Source organism: Butyricicoccus sp. (assembly GCF_050872565.1).
In the GTDB taxonomy this organism is placed as follows: domain Bacteria; phylum Bacillota; class Clostridia; order Oscillospirales; family Butyricicoccaceae; genus Butyricicoccus_A.
The window spans coordinates 1-20618 of record NZ_JBNMHC010000006.1 but is presented as its reverse complement, the minus strand read 5'-3'; the positions used below and the strand labels follow the sequence as shown (position 1 = coordinate 20618).

The 20618-nt window shown below is 49.6% G+C and carries 22 protein-coding genes; 5 read left to right on the top strand and 17 right to left on the bottom strand.

Annotation, left to right across the window (positions count from 1 at the left end):
• On the bottom strand, nucleotides 1–1051 hold a 1051-nt coding region (guaA, locus tag ACR0P9_RS00915; protein ID WP_432616969.1), incomplete at its 3' end, for a glutamine-hydrolyzing GMP synthase.
• Between the two features lie 78 nt (nucleotides 1052–1129).
• Nucleotides 1130–2905: an Rqc2 family fibronectin-binding protein gene (locus tag ACR0P9_RS00910; RefSeq protein ID WP_432616968.1), complete on the bottom strand. Its 1776-nt coding sequence runs from the start codon at nucleotides 2903–2905 to the stop codon at nucleotides 1130–1132.
• Nucleotides 2906–3051: 146 nt separating this feature from the next.
• On the opposite strand from ACR0P9_RS00910, the gene ACR0P9_RS00905 reads away from it, so the two are divergent.
• Complete coding sequence (locus ACR0P9_RS00905; protein WP_432616967.1) at nucleotides 3052–4431, top strand: aldehyde dehydrogenase; 1380 nt, start codon at nucleotides 3052–3054, stop codon at nucleotides 4429–4431.
• Nucleotides 4432–4483: 52 nt separating this feature from the next.
• Here ACR0P9_RS00905 and ACR0P9_RS00900 read toward each other — a convergent pair whose 3' ends face one another.
• From ACR0P9_RS00900 to ACR0P9_RS00830, 15 genes are all read right to left on the bottom strand, one after another.
• Nucleotides 4484–5260 (bottom strand): Nif3-like dinuclear metal center hexameric protein, encoded by a 777-nt coding sequence (locus tag ACR0P9_RS00900; protein WP_432616966.1) that lies wholly within the window; start codon nucleotides 5258–5260, stop codon nucleotides 4484–4486.
• Nucleotides 5257–5973, bottom strand: a complete 717-nt coding sequence (locus ACR0P9_RS00895; RefSeq protein ID WP_432616965.1) for a class I SAM-dependent methyltransferase — start codon at nucleotides 5971–5973, stop codon at nucleotides 5257–5259. The genes ACR0P9_RS00900 and ACR0P9_RS00895 overlap by 4 nt, the downstream gene beginning before the upstream one ends.
• Nucleotides 5974–6051: 78 nt before the next feature.
• Nucleotides 6052–6258, bottom strand: a complete 207-nt coding sequence (locus ACR0P9_RS00890; RefSeq protein WP_432616964.1) for a DUF1858 domain-containing protein — start codon at nucleotides 6256–6258, stop codon at nucleotides 6052–6054.
• A 146-nt stretch (nucleotides 6259–6404) separates the two neighbouring features.
• Nucleotides 6405–6683, bottom strand: coding sequence for a zinc-ribbon domain containing protein (locus ACR0P9_RS00885; protein ID WP_432616963.1), 279 nt, complete (start codon nucleotides 6681–6683; stop codon nucleotides 6405–6407).
• Between the two features lie 26 nt (nucleotides 6684–6709).
• The gene (locus tag ACR0P9_RS00880) at nucleotides 6710–7327 is read right to left on the bottom strand and encodes a sigma-70 family RNA polymerase sigma factor (protein WP_432616962.1); all 618 of its coding nucleotides are present in this window, start codon (nucleotides 7325–7327) and stop codon (nucleotides 6710–6712) included.
• A gap of 174 nt (nucleotides 7328–7501) precedes the next feature.
• Nucleotides 7502–8845 carry a phosphoglucosamine mutase gene (gene glmM / locus ACR0P9_RS00875; RefSeq protein WP_432616961.1) on the bottom strand — a complete coding sequence of 448 codons (1344 nt, stop codon included), beginning with the start codon at nucleotides 8843–8845 and terminating at the stop codon, nucleotides 7502–7504.
• A gap of 62 nt (nucleotides 8846–8907) precedes the next feature.
• Nucleotides 8908–9975, bottom strand: coding sequence for a Holliday junction branch migration DNA helicase RuvB (ruvB, locus tag ACR0P9_RS00870; protein ID WP_432616960.1), 1068 nt, complete (start codon nucleotides 9973–9975; stop codon nucleotides 8908–8910).
• A 15-nt stretch (nucleotides 9976–9990) separates the two neighbouring features.
• Complete coding sequence (gene ruvA / locus ACR0P9_RS00865; protein ID WP_432616959.1) at nucleotides 9991–10605, bottom strand: Holliday junction branch migration protein RuvA; 615 nt, start codon at nucleotides 10603–10605, stop codon at nucleotides 9991–9993.
• Nucleotides 10606–10629: 24 nt separating this feature from the next.
• Nucleotides 10630–11169 carry a crossover junction endodeoxyribonuclease RuvC gene (gene ruvC, locus ACR0P9_RS00860; protein WP_432616958.1) on the bottom strand — a complete coding sequence of 180 codons (540 nt, stop codon included), beginning with the start codon at nucleotides 11167–11169 and terminating at the stop codon, nucleotides 10630–10632.
• Between the two features lie 102 nt (nucleotides 11170–11271).
• Nucleotides 11272–12528 (bottom strand): aminotransferase class I/II-fold pyridoxal phosphate-dependent enzyme, encoded by a 1257-nt coding sequence (locus ACR0P9_RS00855; protein ID WP_432616957.1) that lies wholly within the window; start codon nucleotides 12526–12528, stop codon nucleotides 11272–11274.
• Nucleotides 12525–12944, bottom strand: coding sequence for a GNAT family N-acetyltransferase (locus ACR0P9_RS00850; protein ID WP_432616956.1), 420 nt, complete (start codon nucleotides 12942–12944; stop codon nucleotides 12525–12527). The genes ACR0P9_RS00855 and ACR0P9_RS00850 overlap by 4 nt, the downstream gene beginning before the upstream one ends.
• 68 nt (nucleotides 12945–13012) lie before the next feature.
• Nucleotides 13013–13798 carry a hypothetical protein gene (locus ACR0P9_RS00845; protein ID WP_432616955.1) on the bottom strand — a complete coding sequence of 262 codons (786 nt, stop codon included), beginning with the start codon at nucleotides 13796–13798 and terminating at the stop codon, nucleotides 13013–13015.
• Nucleotides 13799–13812: 14 nt separating this feature from the next.
• Nucleotides 13813–14961, bottom strand: coding sequence for a non-hydrolyzing UDP-N-acetylglucosamine 2-epimerase (gene wecB, locus ACR0P9_RS00840; RefSeq protein ID WP_432616954.1), 1149 nt, complete (start codon nucleotides 14959–14961; stop codon nucleotides 13813–13815).
• 20 nt (nucleotides 14962–14981) lie between these two features.
• Nucleotides 14982–16133 carry an MraY family glycosyltransferase gene (locus ACR0P9_RS00835; RefSeq protein ID WP_432616953.1) on the bottom strand — a complete coding sequence of 384 codons (1152 nt, stop codon included), beginning with the start codon at nucleotides 16131–16133 and terminating at the stop codon, nucleotides 14982–14984.
• Between the two features lie 33 nt (nucleotides 16134–16166).
• Nucleotides 16167–17360 (bottom strand): PLP-dependent aminotransferase family protein, encoded by a 1194-nt coding sequence (locus tag ACR0P9_RS00830; protein WP_432616952.1) that lies wholly within the window; start codon nucleotides 17358–17360, stop codon nucleotides 16167–16169.
• A 252-nt stretch (nucleotides 17361–17612) separates the two neighbouring features.
• On the opposite strand from ACR0P9_RS00830, the gene ACR0P9_RS00825 reads away from it, so the two are divergent.
• The 4 genes from ACR0P9_RS00825 (at nucleotide 17613) to ACR0P9_RS00810 (ending at nucleotide 20448) form a co-directional block, all read left to right on the top strand.
• Nucleotides 17613–18110, top strand: a complete 498-nt coding sequence (locus tag ACR0P9_RS00825) for a COG2426 family protein (protein ID WP_432616951.1) — start codon at nucleotides 17613–17615, stop codon at nucleotides 18108–18110.
• 10 nt (nucleotides 18111–18120) lie between these two features.
• Nucleotides 18121–18660, top strand: a complete 540-nt coding sequence (locus tag ACR0P9_RS00820; RefSeq protein ID WP_432616950.1) for a phosphatase PAP2 family protein — start codon at nucleotides 18121–18123, stop codon at nucleotides 18658–18660.
• A 77-nt stretch (nucleotides 18661–18737) separates the two neighbouring features.
• Nucleotides 18738–20117 carry an MATE family efflux transporter gene (locus tag ACR0P9_RS00815; RefSeq protein WP_432616949.1) on the top strand — a complete coding sequence of 460 codons (1380 nt, stop codon included), beginning with the start codon at nucleotides 18738–18740 and terminating at the stop codon, nucleotides 20115–20117.
• Nucleotides 20118–20211: 94 nt separating this feature from the next.
• Nucleotides 20212–20448 carry a hypothetical protein gene (locus ACR0P9_RS00810; RefSeq protein WP_432616948.1) on the top strand — a complete coding sequence of 79 codons (237 nt, stop codon included), beginning with the start codon at nucleotides 20212–20214 and terminating at the stop codon, nucleotides 20446–20448.
• Nucleotides 20449–20618 lie beyond the last annotated feature (170 nt).

Genomic DNA, 20618 nt, shown 5'->3' with positions numbered 1-20618 from the left:
GGGTCTTGATAACAGCAGTGTTTGCCTTGCCGTTGCTCTTGCCCTTGCCGGATTCAATGCGATCCGGATAAATCGTGCCCTGTGCGAAGAATCCATCCTCTGCCTGTCCACGAATTTCGTTCCAGAATACCTTATAGAACTCGGTACCAATAATCTTACGCTTTTCTTCCGGATCGGTCACGCCCTTGAGCTTAGACATGAACAGATCGCCACAGTTGACACGGACAAAGTTCATGTCAAACATGGTTGTAAAGGTCTGCTCGACAAAGTCGCCTTCGTCCTTACGCATCAGACCCTGATCGACAAAGACACAAGTCAGCTGCTTGCCAACCGCACGAGACAGCAAACCAGCAGCAACCGAGCTGTCTACGCCGCCGGAAAGACCAAGAATAACCTTCTTGTCGCCGATCTTCTCACGCAGGGCAGCGACGGTGTTCTCAATGAAGTTGTCCATCACCCAATCGCCAGCGCACTCGCACACTTCATACAAGAAGTTGCGCAAAATCTGCTTGCCGTATTCGGAATGGGTTACTTCCGGATGGAACTGTACGGCATAAATTTTCTTTTCGGTGTTCTGCATCGCAGCACACGGGCAGTCATTGGTCTTGCCGACAATCTGATAGCCTGCCGGCGGATTGGAAATATAGTCTGTATGGCTCATCCATACGACAGAGTTCTCCGGTACATCCTTAAACAAAGCGGATGTCGGATCAGTCACCTGCAATTCAATCTTGCCGTACTCGGAAACCGGCGCGGTCTTTACTTCGCCTTCACCCATCCATGCGATGAGCTGACAGCCATAGCAAATACCGAGGATCGGCACACCAATCTCCAGAATTTCCTTGGTATAATGCGGAGAACTCATATCAAAGACAGAGTTCGGACCGCCGGTAAAGATAATGCCCTTCGGATTCAGCGCTTTAATCTCTTCCAACGGGGTCGTATACGGCTTAATCTCGCAGTATACATTACATTCTCTTACTCTGCGGGCAATCAACTGATTGTACTGTCCGCCAAAGTCAAGAATTACAACAAGCTCTTGCTTTTGCATCTGCACGACTCCTTTTTGTGAATTTCATATATTATTATTTATTATGACACACTTGAGCGAAAACAACAAGCACTTTTCTCATTCCACACGCAGTTTTTCGATTTTTTTCTCATCCGGTGTGACGTATGCTGTTTGATAGACATGATAAATCACCATGCCCGGCTTGGCACCATTCGGCTTCTTGATATTGCGCACCTGCGAATAATCCACCGGAATCTGTGCAGAGCCTCTCGCCTGCGAATGCCATGCCGCAATTTCGGCCGCTTCCGTCATCGCTTCATTGGTCGGCTCCCGCCCGTCACAAACCAAAATGACATGAGAGCCATGGATTTTCTGTGTATGGAACCACATATCCCGCTTAAATGCGGTCTTGAGCGTTAACAAGTCATTTTGTGTGTTGTTTTTGCCAGCAAAAACATCAAATCCGTCGGTTGTCTTATAGTGGAACGGCTTGCCCTGCACCGGTTTGGCATTGCGGCGTTTCTTCTTGTCCTGCTTGGCAGACAGATAGCCTGTCTTAACCAGCTCTTCATGAATCTGTGCCAAATCCGTCAGATTTTCCGCTTCCGTAATAGCTTCCAGCACGCTGTCTAAATATTGCAGCTCCTGCTCGCCCTGTGCGATTTGCTGTGTCAGGTGTTCTTCCGCATTTTTTGCCTTGGCGTACAGCTTAAACTGTCTCTGGGCATTTTGCTGCGGCGTCAAGCGCACATCTAGATTCAGCTCTACTTCCGGACACGCCGGATCATAATAGTCAATGACTTTGACTTTGCGAGAACCCGGCTCAATCTGATATAAATTTGCCGTAATCAAATCACCGCGCCGCTTGAATTTGTCTCGATTCTGTGAATCTGATAACTCCTTGCGCTGCGCCGCCAGTTTGCGCCGCATTCGATCACGTGCATTTTGCAGCGTGTGCGTCATATTTGCTGCATGATGCCGGATTCGTTCTGTGTTGCTCTTCTTTTCATAAAACTCTGCAAGCATCTGCGAAAAGCTGTCTGCCTGCGTATTTTCCATCAAGTCGCCGTACTGCTTGACCGGCATAACGGTAAAATCAAAGACCGTTCCGTCCGTGCTCTTGGTAAGCAAATACGGCTTCAGACGATTCTCTTCAATCATCTGGACAAAATCCGCCAAAACATCGGCAAGACTGCTGCGCTCGCTGTCCGTCAAATCGTGCATCGGCTTTTCGGTTTCCCCGCAAGCGCGGCAGGCAAGTTCTCGGCAAAGCAGCGGAGACAAGCCCTTGAAATGATTGAGCAGCCAGCGATCTACGCCGGTTTCTTCATCCGCTGCGCGGATTGCCGCGGCAACGCCCGCCTGTGAAACCTCCAACAGATTCAATTTGTCCTGCGGTGGCGGCATTCGATAGAACAAACCGGGTAAAACCTGTCGTTTGCCGGAGGTATCTCCATCGACACGCTTGAGCGCATCGAGAATGCGTCCGTCCGCATCATATAAAATGATGTTGGAATATTTGCCCATCAGTTCGACAGCCAAATATTTCTTGCTCGGAACGCCCATCTCATCGACTGTATCACAAGTGATGATCGCCATACGTTCCATATCCGGCGAAGTCACCGAGACAATCTTTGCGCCCTGCAAGTGCTTACGCAGCAGCATACAAAACATCGGTGGTGCGGATGGATTTTCTCGTCCTTTTTCAATAAAGTGCATACGCGGAGAGCCTGCACCAGCAGACAACAGCAGCTTGACGCCGCCGCGCATCAGTCGAATCGACAAGACAATCTCATCGCGTTCCGGCTGATAAATTTTATCAATGCGTCCTTCGACCGTTCGTGCGTTGATTTCCCGCACCGTCGCCAGAAGGCACACAGCATCTAAAGGCATATTCTTACTCCTCTATTCGTAATCTTTTTTCTTATCAAATTATACTTGACCACATAACATCATGTCAAGCGATCCCATTTTGGATTTGTTTGACGCAGAGAATAACTTGTGCTATCATCAAAGCAAGTTGAAACGGAGGGATGTTCATGAAACCGGAAGAGATTCATAAAATCGTTTCTGCCCAGCGCACATACTTTGCCAGCGGCGCCACTTTGCCGGTCAGTATCCGTTTAGACGCTTTACGCCGTCTCAAAGCTGCCATTTTGCGGCATGAATCGGATATTTTGCAGGCATTATACCAAGATCTCGGCAAAAGCTCGGAAGAAAGCTATCTCTGTGAAATTGGCATGGTTCTCGATGAATTATCCTTTATGCTCCGTCATACAAGTCACTACGCCAAAGAACAGCGTGTCTGCACGCCACTGGCGCAATGCGTATCGCGCAGTTATACCAAATCATCTCCGCTTGGCGTTGTCCTTATCATGAGTCCATGGAATTATCCGTTTTTGTTGACGATTGATCCGCTTATCGACGCACTTTCCGCTGGAAATACAGCTATTGTCAAACCCAGTGCGTATTCTCCCTGCACCAGTGAGGTCATTCAGACAATTTTGTCCGAATGCTTTGCGCCACATTATGTCGCTGTTGTCACTGGCGGCAGAGAAGAAAATCGACATCTACTCGATGAATCGTTTGACCATATTTTCTTTACCGGCAGTCAAACGGTTGGCAAAGAGGTTCTGCGCCATGCGGCAGAGCGCCTGACACCGTGCACCTTGGAGCTTGGCGGCAAAAGTCCGGTGATTGTAGACAGTACCGCAAAAATCAATCTTGCAGCACGGCGTATCGTCTTCGGCAAATTCCTCAATTGCGGACAAACCTGTGTTGCGCCGGATTATATTTATTGTGACGCGCGCATTCGAGACGATTTAGTCAAAGCATTGATGCGAGAAATCCGTCGTCAGTTTGGCGCAGACGCTCTGAGTAATCCCAAATACGGAAAAATTATCAACAAGAAGCATATGGAACGAATTTCCCGCTTGATTGACCGAAACAAGCTGGTATACGGCGGCAAATGCAAACCGGAACAGCGGCAAATCAGTCCAACTATTTTAACCGAAGTCACGTGGGACGATCCCGTGATGCAGGAGGAGATATTCGGTCCTGTCCTCCCCATTTTAACCTATCATACGATAGATGAAGCGCTCACGGCAATCAACGCCCATCCGCATCCATTAGCACTCTATATTTTCTCAGAAAATAAACGAACCATTCGACACATAACAGAAACCTGCTTGTTTGGCGGTGGATGCATCAACGATACAATCATTCATCTGGCAACACCGCATATGGGTTTTGGCGGTGTCGGCGCCAGCGGTATGGGTGCCTATCATGGAAAAACAGGATTTCAGACCTTTTCTCACAGCAAGAGCATCGTAGACAAAAAGACTTGGTTGGATCTGCCTATGCGCTACCAACCCTATCACAAGCTATATACCCGCCTGATTCGTTTGTTTTTACGCTAATACCACAAGAACCGCAGCACATGCCGCGGTTCTTTTTCTTTGGTCTCGTCACTCAATAAAACGTAATACAATCTTTATGCTGCTGAGAAACGTGGACAGAAACATCCGGGAAATGCTCGGCAATCAGATCGCGGAATCCTCGTGCAACAGGATTCTCTGTCGGGAAATGGCCAGCATCCAGCAAATTCAGTCCAATATCATGTGCCCGCATCATAATATCATAGCTGCAATCACCGATTACAAACGTATCAGCTCCCTTGGCAACCGCTGCATCCATCAGTTTGCCGCAAGCACCGCCGCCAACTGCCACGCGCTGCACCATCTTTCCACCGTCTGCCACACGAACACCACCGGCATCCAGCGACAGCTTGACATGCTGTGCGAATTGTTCCAGCGTCATCGGGCGCGGCAAATTGCCAACACGACCCAGATTTCCGCCTTCTCCGGCACCCATATTGATAACATCCGTCAGTCCCAGCGAAGCGGCGAGCAAATCATTGACACCGGCAGCGGCACAATCCATATTGGTGTGCATACAAATGCCAGAAATGCCCTTCTGAATCATAGAAATAACAATGCGTCCGGTCACAGTATCGGCAGTCACGCGATTGACCGATGTAAAAATGACCGGATGATGTGCGACAATCAAGTTGCATCCACGCTCTGCGGCTTCTTCAACGACGGTCTCTGTAATATCCAGTGCACACAAGACACCTTCAACCTCTGCCTCCGGATCACCGACCAACAATCCGACATTGTCCCAATGCTCTGCCAAATCATAAGGCGCTGCCTGTTCCAAACAGTGTAAAATCTGTTTTACCTGAATCATTGTGCTTCTTCCTTTCCTAGCGATTGCAATGCCTGCGAAAGCACAGCAATCATCTCTTTATGCATCTGTAGTTCTTCCGGCTTCTGATGTTTCGCTGTCTCCAGCGAATGAGCAATGTTCTGCTCGCGATCCAGCAACTTTTGCATGTAATCCGCCGCCATAGCGTCCTGAAGCAGGGCATCGGAAATACAGCACGCTGCAAGACTTTTCTGCTCCGGTTTGCCGCCGCCAATCACGGTCATGACCGTATAGATTCTCTGGCCTTCTCGGCACAGCGATTCCTTTTGAATGATGCCGCCATGTGCAGCGAGATACTGCCGCAGATACGGCTGTGCGGTCATTGCCTGCAGCAGCAGCAAATGATTTCCATCCAATGCCCACGGATCATCTGTCAAAATCTGTGCAATGGTTTCTCCGCCCATACCTGCAATCACAATGGTATCTGCTTCCTCCGGCTGGATGGTTTGCATTCCGCCGCCCAATCGCAGAGAAAGCCGATCCTCTACGCAAAACTGTTTTGCTGTGCGAGCCGCACTGTCCAGCGGACCTTCGCGCAAATCCGATGCAATCGCTTGTTGAATTACGCCGCGGCGCAGCAATGCCGTCGGAATCAGAGCATGGTCTGTTCCAATGTCTGCCAGCTTTGCGCCCTCCGGCACCTGCTGCATGATGGTGCGCAGGCGCGGCGTCAAATGCATACGATTTTCCTGCATAGCATTCCTTTCTGTAGAAAAAAGAGCCGACACATATCGTATCGGCTCCCTTTGTTGTTTCGTTCTTCGGCAAAAAAATTAGCCGATGCTCTGGAAGTAGTTGTTGATCTCTTCTACCAGCTCGTCTGCATCTGTACCGTGTACCATGCATGCCTCTTCAATGCTCTCACCCTGAGAATGCGGGCAGCCCAGACAATGCATTCCGATATTGATAAAGAACTGAGCGGTATTAATATCACGAGCCAGAACCTCACCGATTGTGGTGCTCTTGGTAACCTTAGCCATAGGAATGACCTCCTGTATTTTTAAATGAATTCCATTTGTATTATACTGTCTCTTTTTTGTTTTTTCAATACATCCAGCAACAATTTGATAGAATCGCACAAAAGAACACCCGCAGATCCCGCGGGTGTTCTGTGATTTTCACAAAATCAATCTTTCGCCTGCATTTTTGCAAAGCACTCGCTGCAATATACCGGTCGGTCGCTCTTCGGCTGGAACGGTACGCGAGCTTCGCCGCCGCAAGCGGCACAGGTCGCGATGAAGTATTCCCGCGCCGGACGGCTGCTGTTTTTTCTCTTGTCCCGGCAGCTCTTGCAGCGCTGCGGCTCGTTCTGGAAGCCGCGTTCTGCATAAAACTCCTGCTCTCCTGCGGAGAAAATAAACTCCTGACCGCAGTCCTTACATACAATTGTCTTGTCCTGATACATGATTTTTCCTCTCTCTTCGATACGATTTACCGATGTTCCTCCGGAAACAAAGCCGCTGCTTTGCGGCGAATGCGTTGGATCGCATTATCTACGGATTTCACCGGTTTTCCCATTTCAGACGCCATTTCCTCATAGGAACTGCCATCCAAATACAATGCAAGAACCCTAGCTTCAAACGCAGACAAGGAATCCTTAAGTTTTTCCTGCCGTTCGCGGTGCTCTTCTCTGTCAATGACCAGATTTACCGGATCTGCGGCAGAGTGCACCGCTTTGGAATGTTCGTCAAACAGAGGGGTTTTGGCAAGGTCTTCCGAGCGGTTGAGCGGTTCATGCTTATCTGCTGCCGCTGCACTCACGGCACTGTATACCCGACGCGTCACGCACATGCGTGCAAACGCCTCAAACGGAACACCGCGTTCCGCCTCATAGCCTCTGACCGCTTTGAGCAGTCCCAGCATTCCTTCTTGAATCAGATCTTCTCCGTCGCCGCCCGCAAGAAAATACGGTCTGGCACAAGCTTTCACCAAGCCAAAATACCGGACGACCAGCTGTTCTTCCGCTGTGCGATCTCCTTGCTGTGCCAACCGGCACAAGCTTTCATCTGCATCTGCTTTTTCTTTCAAAGACTCTTTGCCATACATCATATTGTTACTCATTATACCCTATCGTTTAAAAAATGTCAACGAATCTTTGTGCATTTCCATCAACAAGTATCAAAATTTACTTTTGCTTTTATCTATGTTTTCTTGCGTAAAACACAAAGTCGGTCTGGTCTTCTGCCGTACGGCGTCCAACCAGACCGCTGTTCTCTTTCTTTATTACAGGATAGATTCAATCACACCGGCAACAGCTTCTGCCGCCTTATATACAGCATCCTTATCCTTGCCTTCAACCATGACACGAACCAACGGTTCTGTGCCGGACGGACGAACCAGAATACGGCCCTCGCCGAGACCCTGCTTTTCTTTTTCAATGGCGTCCTGCACTTCCTGACGATCCGAAATCGCATACTTCATTGCCGTCGGCACCTTGACATTAATCATAATCTGCGGCCACGGAACAACTTCTGCGGCAATTTCAGAAGCGCGCTTGCCGCTGTCCTTGAGCATCTTGAGGAACTGAATGGCCGTCAGCTCACCGTCGCCAGTCGTCGCATATTCCAAGAAAATGACATGACCGGACTGCTCACCGCCGAGAATATAGCCCTTGTCGAGCATCTTTTCCAGCACATAGCGGTCACCGACATTCGAGCACTCGATGCTGATGCCGTGTTCCTTTGCATATGCGTGCAGACCCATGTTGGACAGAATCGTCGCAACAAACGCATTGCCGCGCAGCTTGTTCTGACGCTTCAGTTCTACCGCGCAGACCGCCATGATGCGGTCACCATCCAGAATCTCGCCCTTGTCATCGACAACCAGGCAACGATCTGCGTCACCGTCAAATGCGACACCGACATCATAGCCGCCGTCTTTGACCATCTTCTGCAAGGCTTCCAGATGAGTCGAACCGCAATGGGCATTGATGTTCACGCCATCCGGCTCATAATAACGGATGGCAGCATCCAGCTTGAGCTTGCGGAACAGAGTCGAAGCGGTTGCCGAAGAAGCGCCGTTTGCACAGTCTACTGCAACACGCAGACCGGACAAGTCACCCTGAATGGTCTCTGCCAGATAATCGGTATATTCTTCTACCGGATCAATGCTGAGCGGCAGCACGCGGCCAATTGCCTCATGTGTTGCCTTCGGCAGATCGTCTACATGGTCAATGTACTCCTCAATCCGTGCTTCCAGTTCATCGGAAAGCTTGTAGCCGCTTCCGGCAAAAATTTTGATGCCATTGTGCTCATACGGGTTGTGCGAAGCAGAAATCACAATGCCTGCATCCGCCTTGTGCTTGATGGTCAGATGTGCCACTGCCGGAGTCGGAATCACACCCAGAGACTCAACATCTGCGCCAGAAGAACAAATACCTGCAACCAGTGCTGCTTCCAGCATATCGGACGAGATACGTGTATCTTTGCCGATCAAAATCTTGGTGCGGTGTTTGGTCTGCTGAGACAATGCATATGCAACGGCACGACCTACTTTAAATGCCAAATGTGCGTCCAGTTCTACATTGACAACACCACGGATGCCATCTGTTCCAAAATACTTGCCCATACAATCCATACTCCTCTACTATCAGATAAAATCTTGTGCCTCAATCTATGCGGCACACCATGTCATTTGCTATTGGGATTTTCATCCAGCCGCATTTGTTCCGGCACAGCCGGCATATTCGGCTGAATTGCCATGTGGTCATATGCCAGTGCCGTGACGCAGCGGCCGCGCGGCGTGCGGTTCAAAAAGCCAATCTGCATTAGATATGGCTCATACACGTCTTCCAGCGTGACGGCTTCCTCGCCAATCGTTGCCGCCAGGGTCTCCAAGCCGACCGGTCCGCCGCCGAATGTTGTCATAATACTGCGCAGCATACGGCGATCTATCGCGTCCAGTCCCAACTCATCGACTTCCAGTGCCCGCAGCGCAGTGTCTGCTGCTTCGCGTGTAATCACGCCATTGAACCGAACCTCAGCAAAATCTCGCACGCGGCGCAGCATTCGATTGGCAATACGCGGTGTGCCGCGAGAACGACGTGCAATTTCATACGTTCCTTCGGGTTCTGCTTCGACTTGCAAAATCTTTGCGGAACGCGCAACAATCTGCTGCAACTCTTCCGGCGTATACAGCTCCAATCGAAGCATCACGCCAAATCGATCACGCAGCGGCGAAGTCATCTGTCCGGCGCGCGTTGTCGCGCCGATTAGGGTGAAATGCGGCAAATCCAACCGAATGGAACGTGCCGACGGTCCCTTGCCGATGATAATGTCTAAGGCAAAATCCTCCATCGCCGGATACAGAATTTCCTCTACACTGCGGTCTAAGCGATGGATCTCATCAATAAACAAAATATCATTTTCGCTGAGATTGGTCAACAGCGCCGCCAAATCGCCCGCCTTTTCAATCGCCGGGCCGCTGGTCACGCGAATATTGACGCCCATCTCATTGGCGATGATATTCGCCAGCGTTGTCTTGCCAAGTCCTGGCGGACCGTACAGCAAAACATGATCCAGCGGTTCTCCTCGCCGTTTTGCCGCCTCAATAAAGACAGCCAAATTTTCCTTTGCTTTGCTCTGACCAATGTATTCCTCCATCGACTTTGGACGGAGAGAAAATTCTCCGTCATCCGCCGGTGTCGAATCGGTAGAAACAATGCGCTCGGAAAATTCTTCATCAAATTCAATACTCATAGAATCTATCCTCGATTACTGCGCCGCCAACTTTTTCAAGCAAGCGCGAATGAGTTCTTCTGATGTTGCCGTGCCGTCTGTCTGGATACCCTCCATGGCCCGCAAGGCTTCTGCCTGCGAATATCCCAGCACGACAAGGGCAGAAACGGCTTCGCTGACCGCATCAACGGCACCAGCACCAGCTTTCGATGTCATAACCAAACCGCCGCCTGTCGGCAAGCTGCCCTGTTCCTTTGCCAGCTTGTCTTTCAATTCCAAACAAATGCGCTGAGCAATCTTTTTTCCGATGCCCGGTGCCTGCGTCAAGAACTTGGCATCTTCCGTGATAATGGACAACGCCAATTGACTCGGCGGAGCAATACCTAAAATGGCAAGTGCCGCTTTGGGGCCGACACCGGATACACCGAGCAGCAGTTTAAAACAGTTCAGTTCTTCCTGTTCGGCAAAGCCATACAAATCGCAGGCATTCTCTCGAATGCTGAGATAGGTATATAATCTGGCCTTCTCTCCCATGCGGATCGATGCACAGGTGTTCTGCGAGGTGTGGCAAGCATAGCCGACACCGCCGCAGTCAATCACAGCCAGCTCTTTTTCAATCAGAGCAACGGTTCCTTCTACATAATAAAACAAAGTGTGTTTCCTTTCCGTATGCGCTTACCGCTTTCCCGTGCCGCCTTGTCCTGCATCCACTTCAAATCGCTGCAATCGCTGCCGCACGAGCTGAGAGCCTTCCGCATGGGCATGGCAGATCGCCAGAGCCAAAGCATCCGCCGCATCATCCGGCCGCGGCATTCGCGGCAAATGCAGCATCGTTTTGGTCATCTCCATGACCTGTCGTTTTTCCGCCCTGCCGTAGCCGACAACCGATTGTTTGACCTGCGATGGCGTATATTCTGCCGGTGTGATGCCGCGCTCGGCACACGCCAATAAAATAACACCGCGCGCATGGGCAACCTGAATGCCCGTGGTAATATTCGTATTAAAGAACAGTTCCTCCACGGAAACCGCATCTGGATGAAAGGTGTCCAGCAATGTCAGCATATCCTCGTGGATTTCCTTTAGCCGTAAATGCATCGGGACATGCGGCTGCGTGGTAATCGCGCCATGGCGAATATGGGTAAATTTCCCGCGTTCATGCTGTACCAGTCCATATCCCACCGTGGCATAGCCCGGATCAATTCCCAGTATCAGCATGTGCACCTCCATAGCAGGTTATATATGAATTAGTGTACCACATTTTGCGCAAATTCACAAGAAATTCCCTATTCGTTTGACAGGTTTTGCTGATTTGTCCCATTACTTTCCATATCCAGCGGCATGAATGCGCTGTGCAGCCAGCAAAACACCCATTTTACCGGATGCATAGGTCAAGCCGCCCTGCATGTAGCAAACATACGGCTCACGCATCGGCGCATCAGCAGAGAGTTCAATCGAAGCACCCTGAACAAACGCACCGGCAGCCATGATAACCTGATCCTGATACCCCGGCATGTCCCACGGAACCGGCGTGACAAAAGAATCCACCGGTGCACCCGCCTGAATGCCCTCACAGAAGCGGCACAGCGGTTCCGGCTTGCCAAACGCAATCGTCTGAATGATGTCATGACGCGGTTCTTCCGGCAGCGGATGCACTTCAAAACCCATCATCTGCATGACCTGTGCGCCAAATACCGCAGTCTTGACCGCCTGCGCCGTCGTATGCGGTGCCATAAACAGGCCCTGATACAGCAGACGATTTTGTCCCATGGTACAGCCGCACTCTGCGCCAATGCCCGGTGCAGTCAAACGGAACGAAGCATTCTCAACCAGATCTTTTCTGCCTGCAATATAGCCGCCGGTCGGCGCCAATCCGCCGCCCGGATTTTTAATCAACGAACCGGCGATAATGTCCGCGCCAACCTGCGTCGGTTCCAGTTTCTCAACAAATTCACCATAGCAGTTGTCTACCATGATAACTGCGTTCGGATTGACCGCACGAACGGCCTGACAAACCTCTCCGATCTGCTCACAGGACAGCGATTCACGCACACCATAGCCCTTGCTTCGCTGAATGAATACAAGCTTGACATCTTGCGCCTTTGCCGCCTCTGCAATAGCAGGCACATCCGGCAAGCCGTTTTTCATCTCGACCTGACGGTATCCAATACCGTACTGCTTCATGCTGCCCGCCATATCACCGGTAATGGTGTTCATCAGCGTGTCATATGCCGGACCGGTTGCAGACAGCACGACATCGCCGGTCTTCACTGCGGAATACATCGCACAGCACAGCGCATGGGTGCCATTGACAAAACCAATGCGCACGAGTGCTGCTTCTGTGCCGAAAATATCAGCATAGATCTGATCCAGCGTGTCACGGCCCTTATCATCATAGCCGTAGCCTGTCGTGCCGGCAAACATTGCCTCTGCGACACGATTTTTTGCAAACGCCGCCAAAACCTTTTCGGTATTGTACTCACTGATTTCATCAATCGCCTCAAAATACGGGCGAACTGCCTTCTCGGCATCTGCGCCAAGCTGGCGAATCTCTTCAGAAATATCCAAAAAACTCATAATTTTTTCTCCATCATCTGGTGCGGACAGCCTTCATCATCGAAAATTTCGCCGTAAGGCGTAAATCCGCTCTTTTTATAAAATTCTACTGCGCGGCACTGTGCACCGAGAATCACTCGATTGGCACCCAGTGCCTTTGCTTTTTCACAGCACGCCTGTAAAATACGCGCACCGTTTCCACCGCCTCTGGCATCTTTACAAACGGCTACACGGCCGACATGCATCACATGATTCTGCTCCCAGAACATGCGCGCAGTACCAATGATTTTTTCATCCGTTTGCAGCAAAACATGCCAGCTTTTCTTATCTAAATCATCAAATTCATCACAAAATCCCTGTTCCAGCATAAAAACATCGCGCCGAATGCGCTGCGCCTGCACAGGCAATTGTCCCTGTTCACTCCATATACTCTGCATGTACAACCTCTTCATCTCATCAAAAAGGACGGCGCATCGCTGCATTCCGTCCTTTTTTCTGTCATTCATCAGCCATTGGCTGATTCTGTCTCCAGTAAGTTCGTTCCGTCCGGCAGCTGGAACCACGCGTCATCCGGTGTCTTGCTCTGAATATTCTCCAAAACAACGCTGCGCACGAGGTCGCCATCCTTTGTATAGTCCGCCTGAATCAGCAAGCCGCTGACGGTAGACACCCAATACGTCAAGCTATATCCATTGTCCGCCTGTACGGTGACATAAATACACGCTTCTCCGTTGATAGTTCGCTGTCCCGCTGCGGTGATCGACTGTTTATCGGCAGACACCACGGTCTCATATGTCGGAATCATGCTGGTATCATCAGCCGAAATCGAACCGGTCGATGCAGTGTACTGTGTCGTACTGCCATTTCTCCACGCATAATACAGATTGTCTCGAATCGCTATATAGTGATTCGCTGTTCCCTGTGTATTTTTATATTCTGTGACGGAAATACCGTCGCGTACATAGGTTGTGGCATTGATTTTCTGCCAGCTTCCACTCCAATACAGCGTGTTTGTCACAGACGCACTATAGGAACTCGGCCGTTTCATGCTCGCAATGACCTGCTGTACATTATCCACCGTGATATTGGTGTCCTTGAGCTGATAGCTCGTCTGTTCCTTGACAGCAGCTACATCCGCACTGCCTGTCGGCAGCGTGATGGCATTGCCCGGCCGTCCTGTCAGGCATACAGCGATAATGATTGCCAAAAGCACAGCGCAAAGAAAGACAATTAGACCAATATGCTTGCGCTTTGGAGACTTTTCTCCCTGTGCTTGTGTTTTTTCATCCATTTAATGTTCTCCTATTACGGACGAAATTCATCCGGCATATCCGGCAGCTGACCGAAATAGTGACGAATCATGTGCACGATGCGGCGAGAAGTTTGACCATCGCCATACGGATTTACCGCATGTGCCATCTGATGATATTCGCTTTCATCGCGGAGCAGCGTGCAAGCCATCGAATAAATGGTATCTTCGTCTACACCAGCCAGACGAACCGTGCCAGCTTCGATTGCCTCCGGACGCTCTGTCTCTCGGCGCAGAACAAGAACCGGTTTGCCAAGGCTCGGTGCCTCTTCCTGCAATCCACCGGAATCTGTCAGAACCAAATAGCTGCGTCCCATCAGATTGTGCATCTCATCGACAGCCAGCGGTTCAATCAGATGAATGCGCTCATGGCCAGACAGATACTTTGCTGCGGTCTCGCGCACATACGGGCTGAGATGAACTGGATAGACAATGTCAATATCCTCAAAATCATCTGCCAACCGGCGCAGTGCACGCATGATATTCTCCATCGCTTCGCCATAGTTTTCACGGCGGTGCGCAGTGACAAGAATCACACGGCGGTTCTGATAATCCAAATGATTCAATGTATCATCACGGAATACAAAATCCGAATTCACGGTCGAATGAATGGCATCAACAACCGTGTTGCCGCACACGATAACACCCTTTGTGATGCCCTCTGCTGCCAGATTCTTGCGATTGCGCTCTGTCGGTGCAAAATGCAGCTCGGCAATCTGTCCGGTCAGCTTACGGTTCATCTCTTCCGGGAATGGAGAGTACTTATCAAAGGTGCGCAGACCTGCTTCTACATGTCCCACAGGAATCTTATGATAGAAAGCGGCGAGTGCACCGGCAAATGTCGTCGATGTATCACCGTGCACCAAAACGATGTCCGGCTTTGCTTCATCCAGCACTTCATCTAATCCGACAAGCGATTTTGTCGTGATGGTTGCCAATGTCTGGCGCGGCTGCATGATGTCCAAATCATAGTCTGCTTTCAAGTGAAAAATATCCATGACCTGATCCAGCATCTCTCGATGCTGCGCCGTAACGCACACAATCGACTGTACGCCTTCTGTTCGCTCCAGTTCATGTACCAATGGAGCCATTTTAATCGCCTCCGGCCGCGTGCCGAAGACTGTCATTACTTTTATTGTCTTCATTGTCAAAAAATCCTCCGCGATCACGATGGTTGATCGGTATCCTGCTTCCGCTCCGCGTTCTGCTGTTCCCGTTCGCTCTCCTGCTGATTGAGTTCATGCAGCTTTTTTTCGTGCATCTTCATCTTTCTGCGCTCCGCAGACAGATAAATGCCGCCGCCAATCACGCAGGTAATCAAGACAACCAGCACCATGATAATCGCACGATACTCACCGGATGTCGTCAACACAACAGCGAGTAAGCCCAGAATCGTCGAAATGATATACAGAATCGCAACCGTCTGCTTCTGATTAAATCCCATATCAATCAGTCTGTGATGCACATGTCCGCGATCCGGAGAAAACGGACTGCGGCCGGACAGAATGCGGCGGGTAAACGCAAACGCTGTGTCGAAGATAGGCAGACCCAAAATTAAGAACGGAACAGCAAACGAGATAATCGCATAGACCTTAAACATGCCCTGAATAGACAGGGTTGCCAGCATAAAGCCCAAGAAGGTCGAGCCGGTATCTCCCATAAAAATGCTCGCCGGATTCAAGTTGAACGGCATAAATCCCACGCAAGCACCCGCCAGCACTGCCAGCAAAATGGCAATCGGCACTTCTCCAATGAGCAGAGATACTGCCAGCATGGTCATGCACGCAATGGCAGAAACACCAACAGCCAGACCATCTAAGCCGTCAATCAGATTGACGGCATTGGTAATGGCAACAATCCAAATAATCGTAATCGGAATAGCCAGCGCGCCGAACTTTACATAGAGTTCTCCGCTGAACAGATTCGGATTGGTAATCAGCTCAATGCGCAGATTGCCGAATATAACTGGAATTGCCGCTGCAATCAGCTGAATGCCGAACTTAAACTTGGCACTCAGCGCGTTTCTGTCATCAAAGATACCCAGAACAACGATGATTGCCGAACCGATCAGAATGGTGAAATTCTGCATGTTCCACTGTCCGAGCACCAAACTGACAATAACAAAGCTGATATAAATCGCCAGACCACCCAGACGCGGAATCGGTTTTTTGTGCATTCGGCGTGCATCCTTCGGCACATCAATGGCACCGATGCGGTGTGCAAGCCGTTTGACCGGCGGCGTCAACGCAAAGGACAAAATGCCCGTTACAAAAAATGCCACCAAGATCTTCAGCACAACCTGATATACTTCATCCATATAGTTATTTACCTCAAAATACAGCGGTTTCTTTTACTTGAGAAACTCTGCAACCGTTTCGCCAATGCGCTGGCAAGCGATTTCAATGTTCTCCAGACTCGGCATGGAGAAGTTCAGACGGAAGCCGTTGGATACGCCGTTTTCATCGGTCAGGAAGGCATTGCCCGGTACGCAGGCAACCTTCTTCTTGGTGATTTCCTGGCACAGCTTAAATCCGTCATAGCCTTCCGGCAGCTCGCCCCAAATGAACAGACCGCCGTTCGGATGCGTAAAGGTTACGCGCGGATCAACATATTTCTCCAATGCCTTGAGCATTGCATCGCGCTTGATCTTGTGCAGTTCACAGATTTCCTTGATGTGTGCATCCAAATCATACTTGTCCAGATATTTAGATACCAGCATCTGGAAGTACATATTAGTATGTACATCGCTGACCTGCTTGCAGACAACCATACGGTTGATGATTTCCTTGTTTGCCAAGCAGAAACCAATACGCATACCAGGAGACAGAACCTTAGAATAGGAACCTGCATATACAACGCGGCCCTCAGTATCCATCGACTTGATGGTTGCTACCGGCTCGCCCTCATAGCGCAGCTCAAAGTACGGGTTGTCTTCCAGAATCAGCACATCATACTTCTTTGCCAGTTCCAACAGCTGCTTGCGGCGCTCCAGCGTCATAGTACGGCCAGACGGATTCTGGAAGGTCGGAATGACATAAATAAACTTGACATTGTCTGTCGTAGACAGAACCTGCTCCAGCAGATCCATACGCATACCGTCATCGTCCATCGGTACACCCTTGAGCTGTGCGCCAAAGCTGCGGAATGCATTGAGGGCACCGATAAAGCTCGGCTCTTCGCATACAACGACATCGCCCTTGTTAATCATGGTCTGTGTAAACAGGCTGATTGTCTGCTGGCCGCCAGTGGTAATGATGACATCATCGTCATCTGTACCTGTCTGATATTTCTCACGCAAACGCTTCTTGGTCTGCTCGCGCAGCGGGGTATAGCCCTCTGTCGTGCCGTATCCCAGTGTGGTGACAAATTCATTTGCAAAGATTTCATCGCCTACTTCTGCCATTTCCTTTACCGGATATGCACTGGAATCCGGAGAACCGGCAGAAAGTGCAATGACTTCCGGGTCAACCAAAACTTTAAAGATCTCACGAATAGCAGACGGCTTCATCGCCGCAATATGGTCAGCAATTTTATATTCCATCATAAACGCTCCTGTCAATGAATTTTAATTTCGCAGCTTCTGTTAAACAAAAGAATATGCATATAGATGATTGTATCACAACCCCACGCATCTTGCAACCGCGCACGCGTCCAGCTTCTGTTTTTTTCGTGATGTTTTCATGATGTTGCACACAAAATTTTCTGTTTGCGCCATGTATATTTTTCAATTTATGTACGGTTTCCGGTGTACATTTGTGGTATACTATATTTTATATTCTATACAAGGAGTTTACACATGATTAATACGGTATTTAGTTTTCTCGCTGCGCACATCAGTGCATATGGTGCGGTGTTTATCGTTTCCATGATTCCGCTGATTGAGCTGCGCGGCTCCGTCATCGTCGGCACAGCCTTTGGCTTGCCTTGGCTCAATGTCCTGCTACTCAGCATCGTTGGCAACATCCTGCCGATCCCGTTCATCTTAATCTTCGGCAAGAAGCTGATTGCTTGGATGAAGACCCTGCCGATGCTGTCTCGCCTGACCCATTGGTACGAAAAGCACCTGCTGAGCAAGTCCGATACCATTCAGAAGGTTGCCTTTGTTGGTTTGTGGCTGTTTGTCGGCATTCCGCTGCCGGGCACCGGCGCATGGTCGGGTTCCGTCATCGCTTCCCTGCTGGATGTTCCGCCGAAAAAAGCATTTCCAGCCATTCTGCTCGGCATTTTCACCGCCGGTATTATCATGACAGTCGCTTCGCGCGGTGTCGTTGGTCTGGCGCATCTGTTCGCTTGAGGTATTGCATATGCTGCAAGCACTAACCGCTTTTGATCTGTCTATATTGTCCGCCATTCAGCAGCATCTGCGCTGCGGCATCTTAGACGGAATCTTTCCCGTTCTATCGCAGCTGAACAATGCTGGTTTCATTTGGATTGTTCTCTCGCTTGTTCTGCTGTGCAGAAAGAAAACGCGAACCGCAGGCATTTGCATGGTCATTTGTCTGCTTGTCAATCTTGCACTCGGCGAAGGACTGCTCAAGCATCTGTTCAACCGCACGCGGCCATTTGTCGAGCAGCCAATCGCCGACATGCTCATTGCATTGCCGACTACATCCTCTTTTCCATCCGGTCATACGTCTTCTTCGTTTGCTGCGGCAACGGCACTGTTCCGCAACAATCAAAAGGCAGGCATCGCGGCGTATGTGCTCGCTGTTCTCATCTCCTTCTCCCGCCTGTATTTGTATCTGCACTATCCAACTGATGTGTTAGCAGGCGCGATTCTTGGATTTTGTGTCGGCTGGTTTGTCACGCCAATCGTTCAGAACGCAGTAAAACAAAAAAATTGACAGCATCGCCTATGCTGTCACATGCACTGTCGAATATGGCAGTGCATTTTTCTTGATAACACAATAGGAGGTCTTTCATGGAAGCCGTTCAATCCAATCCACTCAAAACAGAAAAAATCAGCAAGCTGCTGCGTACCTTTGCCGTTCCCAGCATCATTGCCATGTTGGTCAGTGCGCTGTACAATATTGTCGATCAGGTCTTTATCGGCTGGAGCATCGGTGCGCTCGGCAACGCTGCGACAAACGTGGCATTCCCGCTCACAACTATTTGTATTGCCATTGCACTGATGTTTGGCATCGGCGGCGCTTCTGCCTTTAATTTGACAATGGGCGAAGGCGACAGCAAACGTGCCGCCTTTTATGTCGGCAATGCCATTTCTATGCTCGTCATCTGCGGTGTCGTTCTCTGCCTTGTCGCCCATCTGTTTCTGACACCCATGCTGCGATTCTTCGGCTCAACAGAGGATATTTTGGGCTATGCAAGAACATATACTGCCATTACATCTTTTGGCTTTCCGTTTTTGATTTTGGCTACCGGCGGCGGACATTTGATTCGCGCTGACGGCAGTCCACGCTTTACCATGACATGCAATCTGGTCGGTGCCATCATCAACTTAATCTTAGACCCGATCTTTATTTTCGGCTTAGATTGGGGCATGGCAGGTGCTGCTCTGGCCACCATTATCGGTCAAATCGTATCTGCCATCTTGGCCATTCGCTATCTGATGCATTATAAAACCGTGCATCTCACGCGCCAACACTTTCGCCCTCGTAAGGACTATGTATGCCGCGTTGCCGCGCTGGGTGCCGCACAGAGCTTCAATCAGATTGCTATGACCGTCGTACAAATCGCCTTGAACAAATCCTTGACGCATTACGGCGCCATGTCCATATATGGTGAAGAAATCCCGCTGGCGTGTGCTGGTATCATTACGAAAGTCAATCAGATCTTTTTCTCTGTTATCATTGGTCTGTCTCAGTCCGTCCAGCCAATTGCCAGCTTCAACTACGGTGCACAGCAGTATGCTCGTGTCCGCAAGGTATATCGCCTCGCTGTGCAGTGTGGTTTTGTTATTTCTATCGCATCGTTTATTGTCTTTCAGCTGTTTCCGCGACAGATTACTTCTCTGTTTGGTTCCGGCGATGCCTTGTATTTTGCATTCGCCATTTCGTATTTCCGCGTTTTCTTCTTCTGCACCTTCCTCAATTGCTTACAGCCGATTTCTTCGACCTTCTTTACAGCAATTGGACAGCCTATTAAAGGCTTATTCTTGTCGATGACGCGACAGATTCTCTTTCTCTTGCCGCTCATTTTGATTTTGCCGCTATTTTTCGGCATGGATGGCATTTTATACTCCGGTCCTATTGCGGATGGCGTAGCCGCCGTTGTCAGCGTTTTTATGATCCGCAGAGAAATGCAGGATATGCGGCGCAAAGAACGCTCGATTCCCTCATAATTTCTTACTAAATCTGAACTGGACAGATTTTATGTTCTGTGTCATTCTGTTTCTCTCGATCGTCTGATATACTAAAATAGGAGCTTCCAAAACCATGAATAAATCAGAGAGCAAATATTTCCATACGGCAGCCCGCATGGACGAAGCCTTTCTCACACTGTTAGATGAAAAAGATTTTGCTTACATTACCGTAAAAGAAATCTGCAAAAGAGCATTATCGGCTCCGGCGGATATATGCCGGAGGATGTCAACGATGTGCAAAAAATCATGGCGTGTAAAAAATGGAATCTGGAATCTATTATTACGCATGAATTTCCTCTCCTTGAATTAGCAGAAGCCTTGCAGGTCGCCTCTGACGTCCAACATGCAGGAAATGTCATCATTCGTATGCTATCAACAAAAAAATCGTGAGTGAATATCACTCACGATTTTTTTCTGTCTATATTCGATTTAGTTCTTATGATAGAGACGAGAATCCTCTTCATATTTCGGCTCACAGGT

Coding starts and splice junctions, on each gene's coding strand:
- ACR0P9_RS00910 (WP_432616968.1), bottom strand. CDS start 2,905: ATGCCTTTAGATGCTGTGTGCCTTCTGGCGACGGTGCGGGAAATCAAC.
- ACR0P9_RS00905 (WP_432616967.1), top strand. CDS start 3,052: ATGAAACCGGAAGAGATTCATAAAATCGTTTCTGCCCAGCGCACATAC.
- ACR0P9_RS00900 (WP_432616966.1), bottom strand. CDS start 5,260: ATGATTCAGGTAAAACAGATTTTACACTGTTTGGAACAGGCAGCGCCT.
- ACR0P9_RS00895 (WP_432616965.1), bottom strand. CDS start 5,973: ATGCAGGAAAATCGTATGCATTTGACGCCGCGCCTGCGCACCATCATG.
- ACR0P9_RS00890 (WP_432616964.1), bottom strand. CDS start 6,258: ATGGCTAAGGTTACCAAGAGCACCACAATCGGTGAGGTTCTGGCTCGT.
- ACR0P9_RS00885 (WP_432616963.1), bottom strand. CDS start 6,683: ATGTATCAGGACAAGACAATTGTATGTAAGGACTGCGGTCAGGAGTTT.
- ACR0P9_RS00880 (WP_432616962.1), bottom strand. CDS start 7,327: ATGATGTATGGCAAAGAGTCTTTGAAAGAAAAAGCAGATGCAGATGAA.
- glmM (WP_432616961.1), bottom strand. CDS start 8,845: ATGGGCAAGTATTTTGGAACAGATGGCATCCGTGGTGTTGTCAATGTA.
- ruvB (WP_432616960.1), bottom strand. CDS start 9,975: ATGAGTATTGAATTTGATGAAGAATTTTCCGAGCGCATTGTTTCTACC.
- ruvC (WP_432616958.1), bottom strand. CDS start 11,169: ATGCTGATACTGGGAATTGATCCGGGCTATGCCACGGTGGGATATGGA.
- ACR0P9_RS00855 (WP_432616957.1), bottom strand. CDS start 12,528: ATGAGTTTTTTGGATATTTCTGAAGAGATTCGCCAGCTTGGCGCAGAT.
- ACR0P9_RS00850 (WP_432616956.1), bottom strand. CDS start 12,944: ATGCAGAGTATATGGAGTGAACAGGGACAATTGCCTGTGCAGGCGCAG.
- ACR0P9_RS00845 (WP_432616955.1), bottom strand. CDS start 13,798: ATGGATGAAAAAACACAAGCACAGGGAGAAAAGTCTCCAAAGCGCAAG.
- wecB (WP_432616954.1), bottom strand. CDS start 14,961: ATGAAGACAATAAAAGTAATGACAGTCTTCGGCACGCGGCCGGAGGCG.
- ACR0P9_RS00835 (WP_432616953.1), bottom strand. CDS start 16,133: ATGGATGAAGTATATCAGGTTGTGCTGAAGATCTTGGTGGCATTTTTT.
- ACR0P9_RS00830 (WP_432616952.1), bottom strand. CDS start 17,360: ATGATGGAATATAAAATTGCTGACCATATTGCGGCGATGAAGCCGTCT.
- ACR0P9_RS00825 (WP_432616951.1), top strand. CDS start 17,613: ATGATTAATACGGTATTTAGTTTTCTCGCTGCGCACATCAGTGCATAT.
- ACR0P9_RS00820 (WP_432616950.1), top strand. CDS start 18,121: ATGCTGCAAGCACTAACCGCTTTTGATCTGTCTATATTGTCCGCCATT.
- ACR0P9_RS00815 (WP_432616949.1), top strand. CDS start 18,738: ATGGAAGCCGTTCAATCCAATCCACTCAAAACAGAAAAAATCAGCAAG.
- ACR0P9_RS00810 (WP_432616948.1), top strand. CDS start 20,212: ATGAATAAATCAGAGAGCAAATATTTCCATACGGCAGCCCGCATGGAC.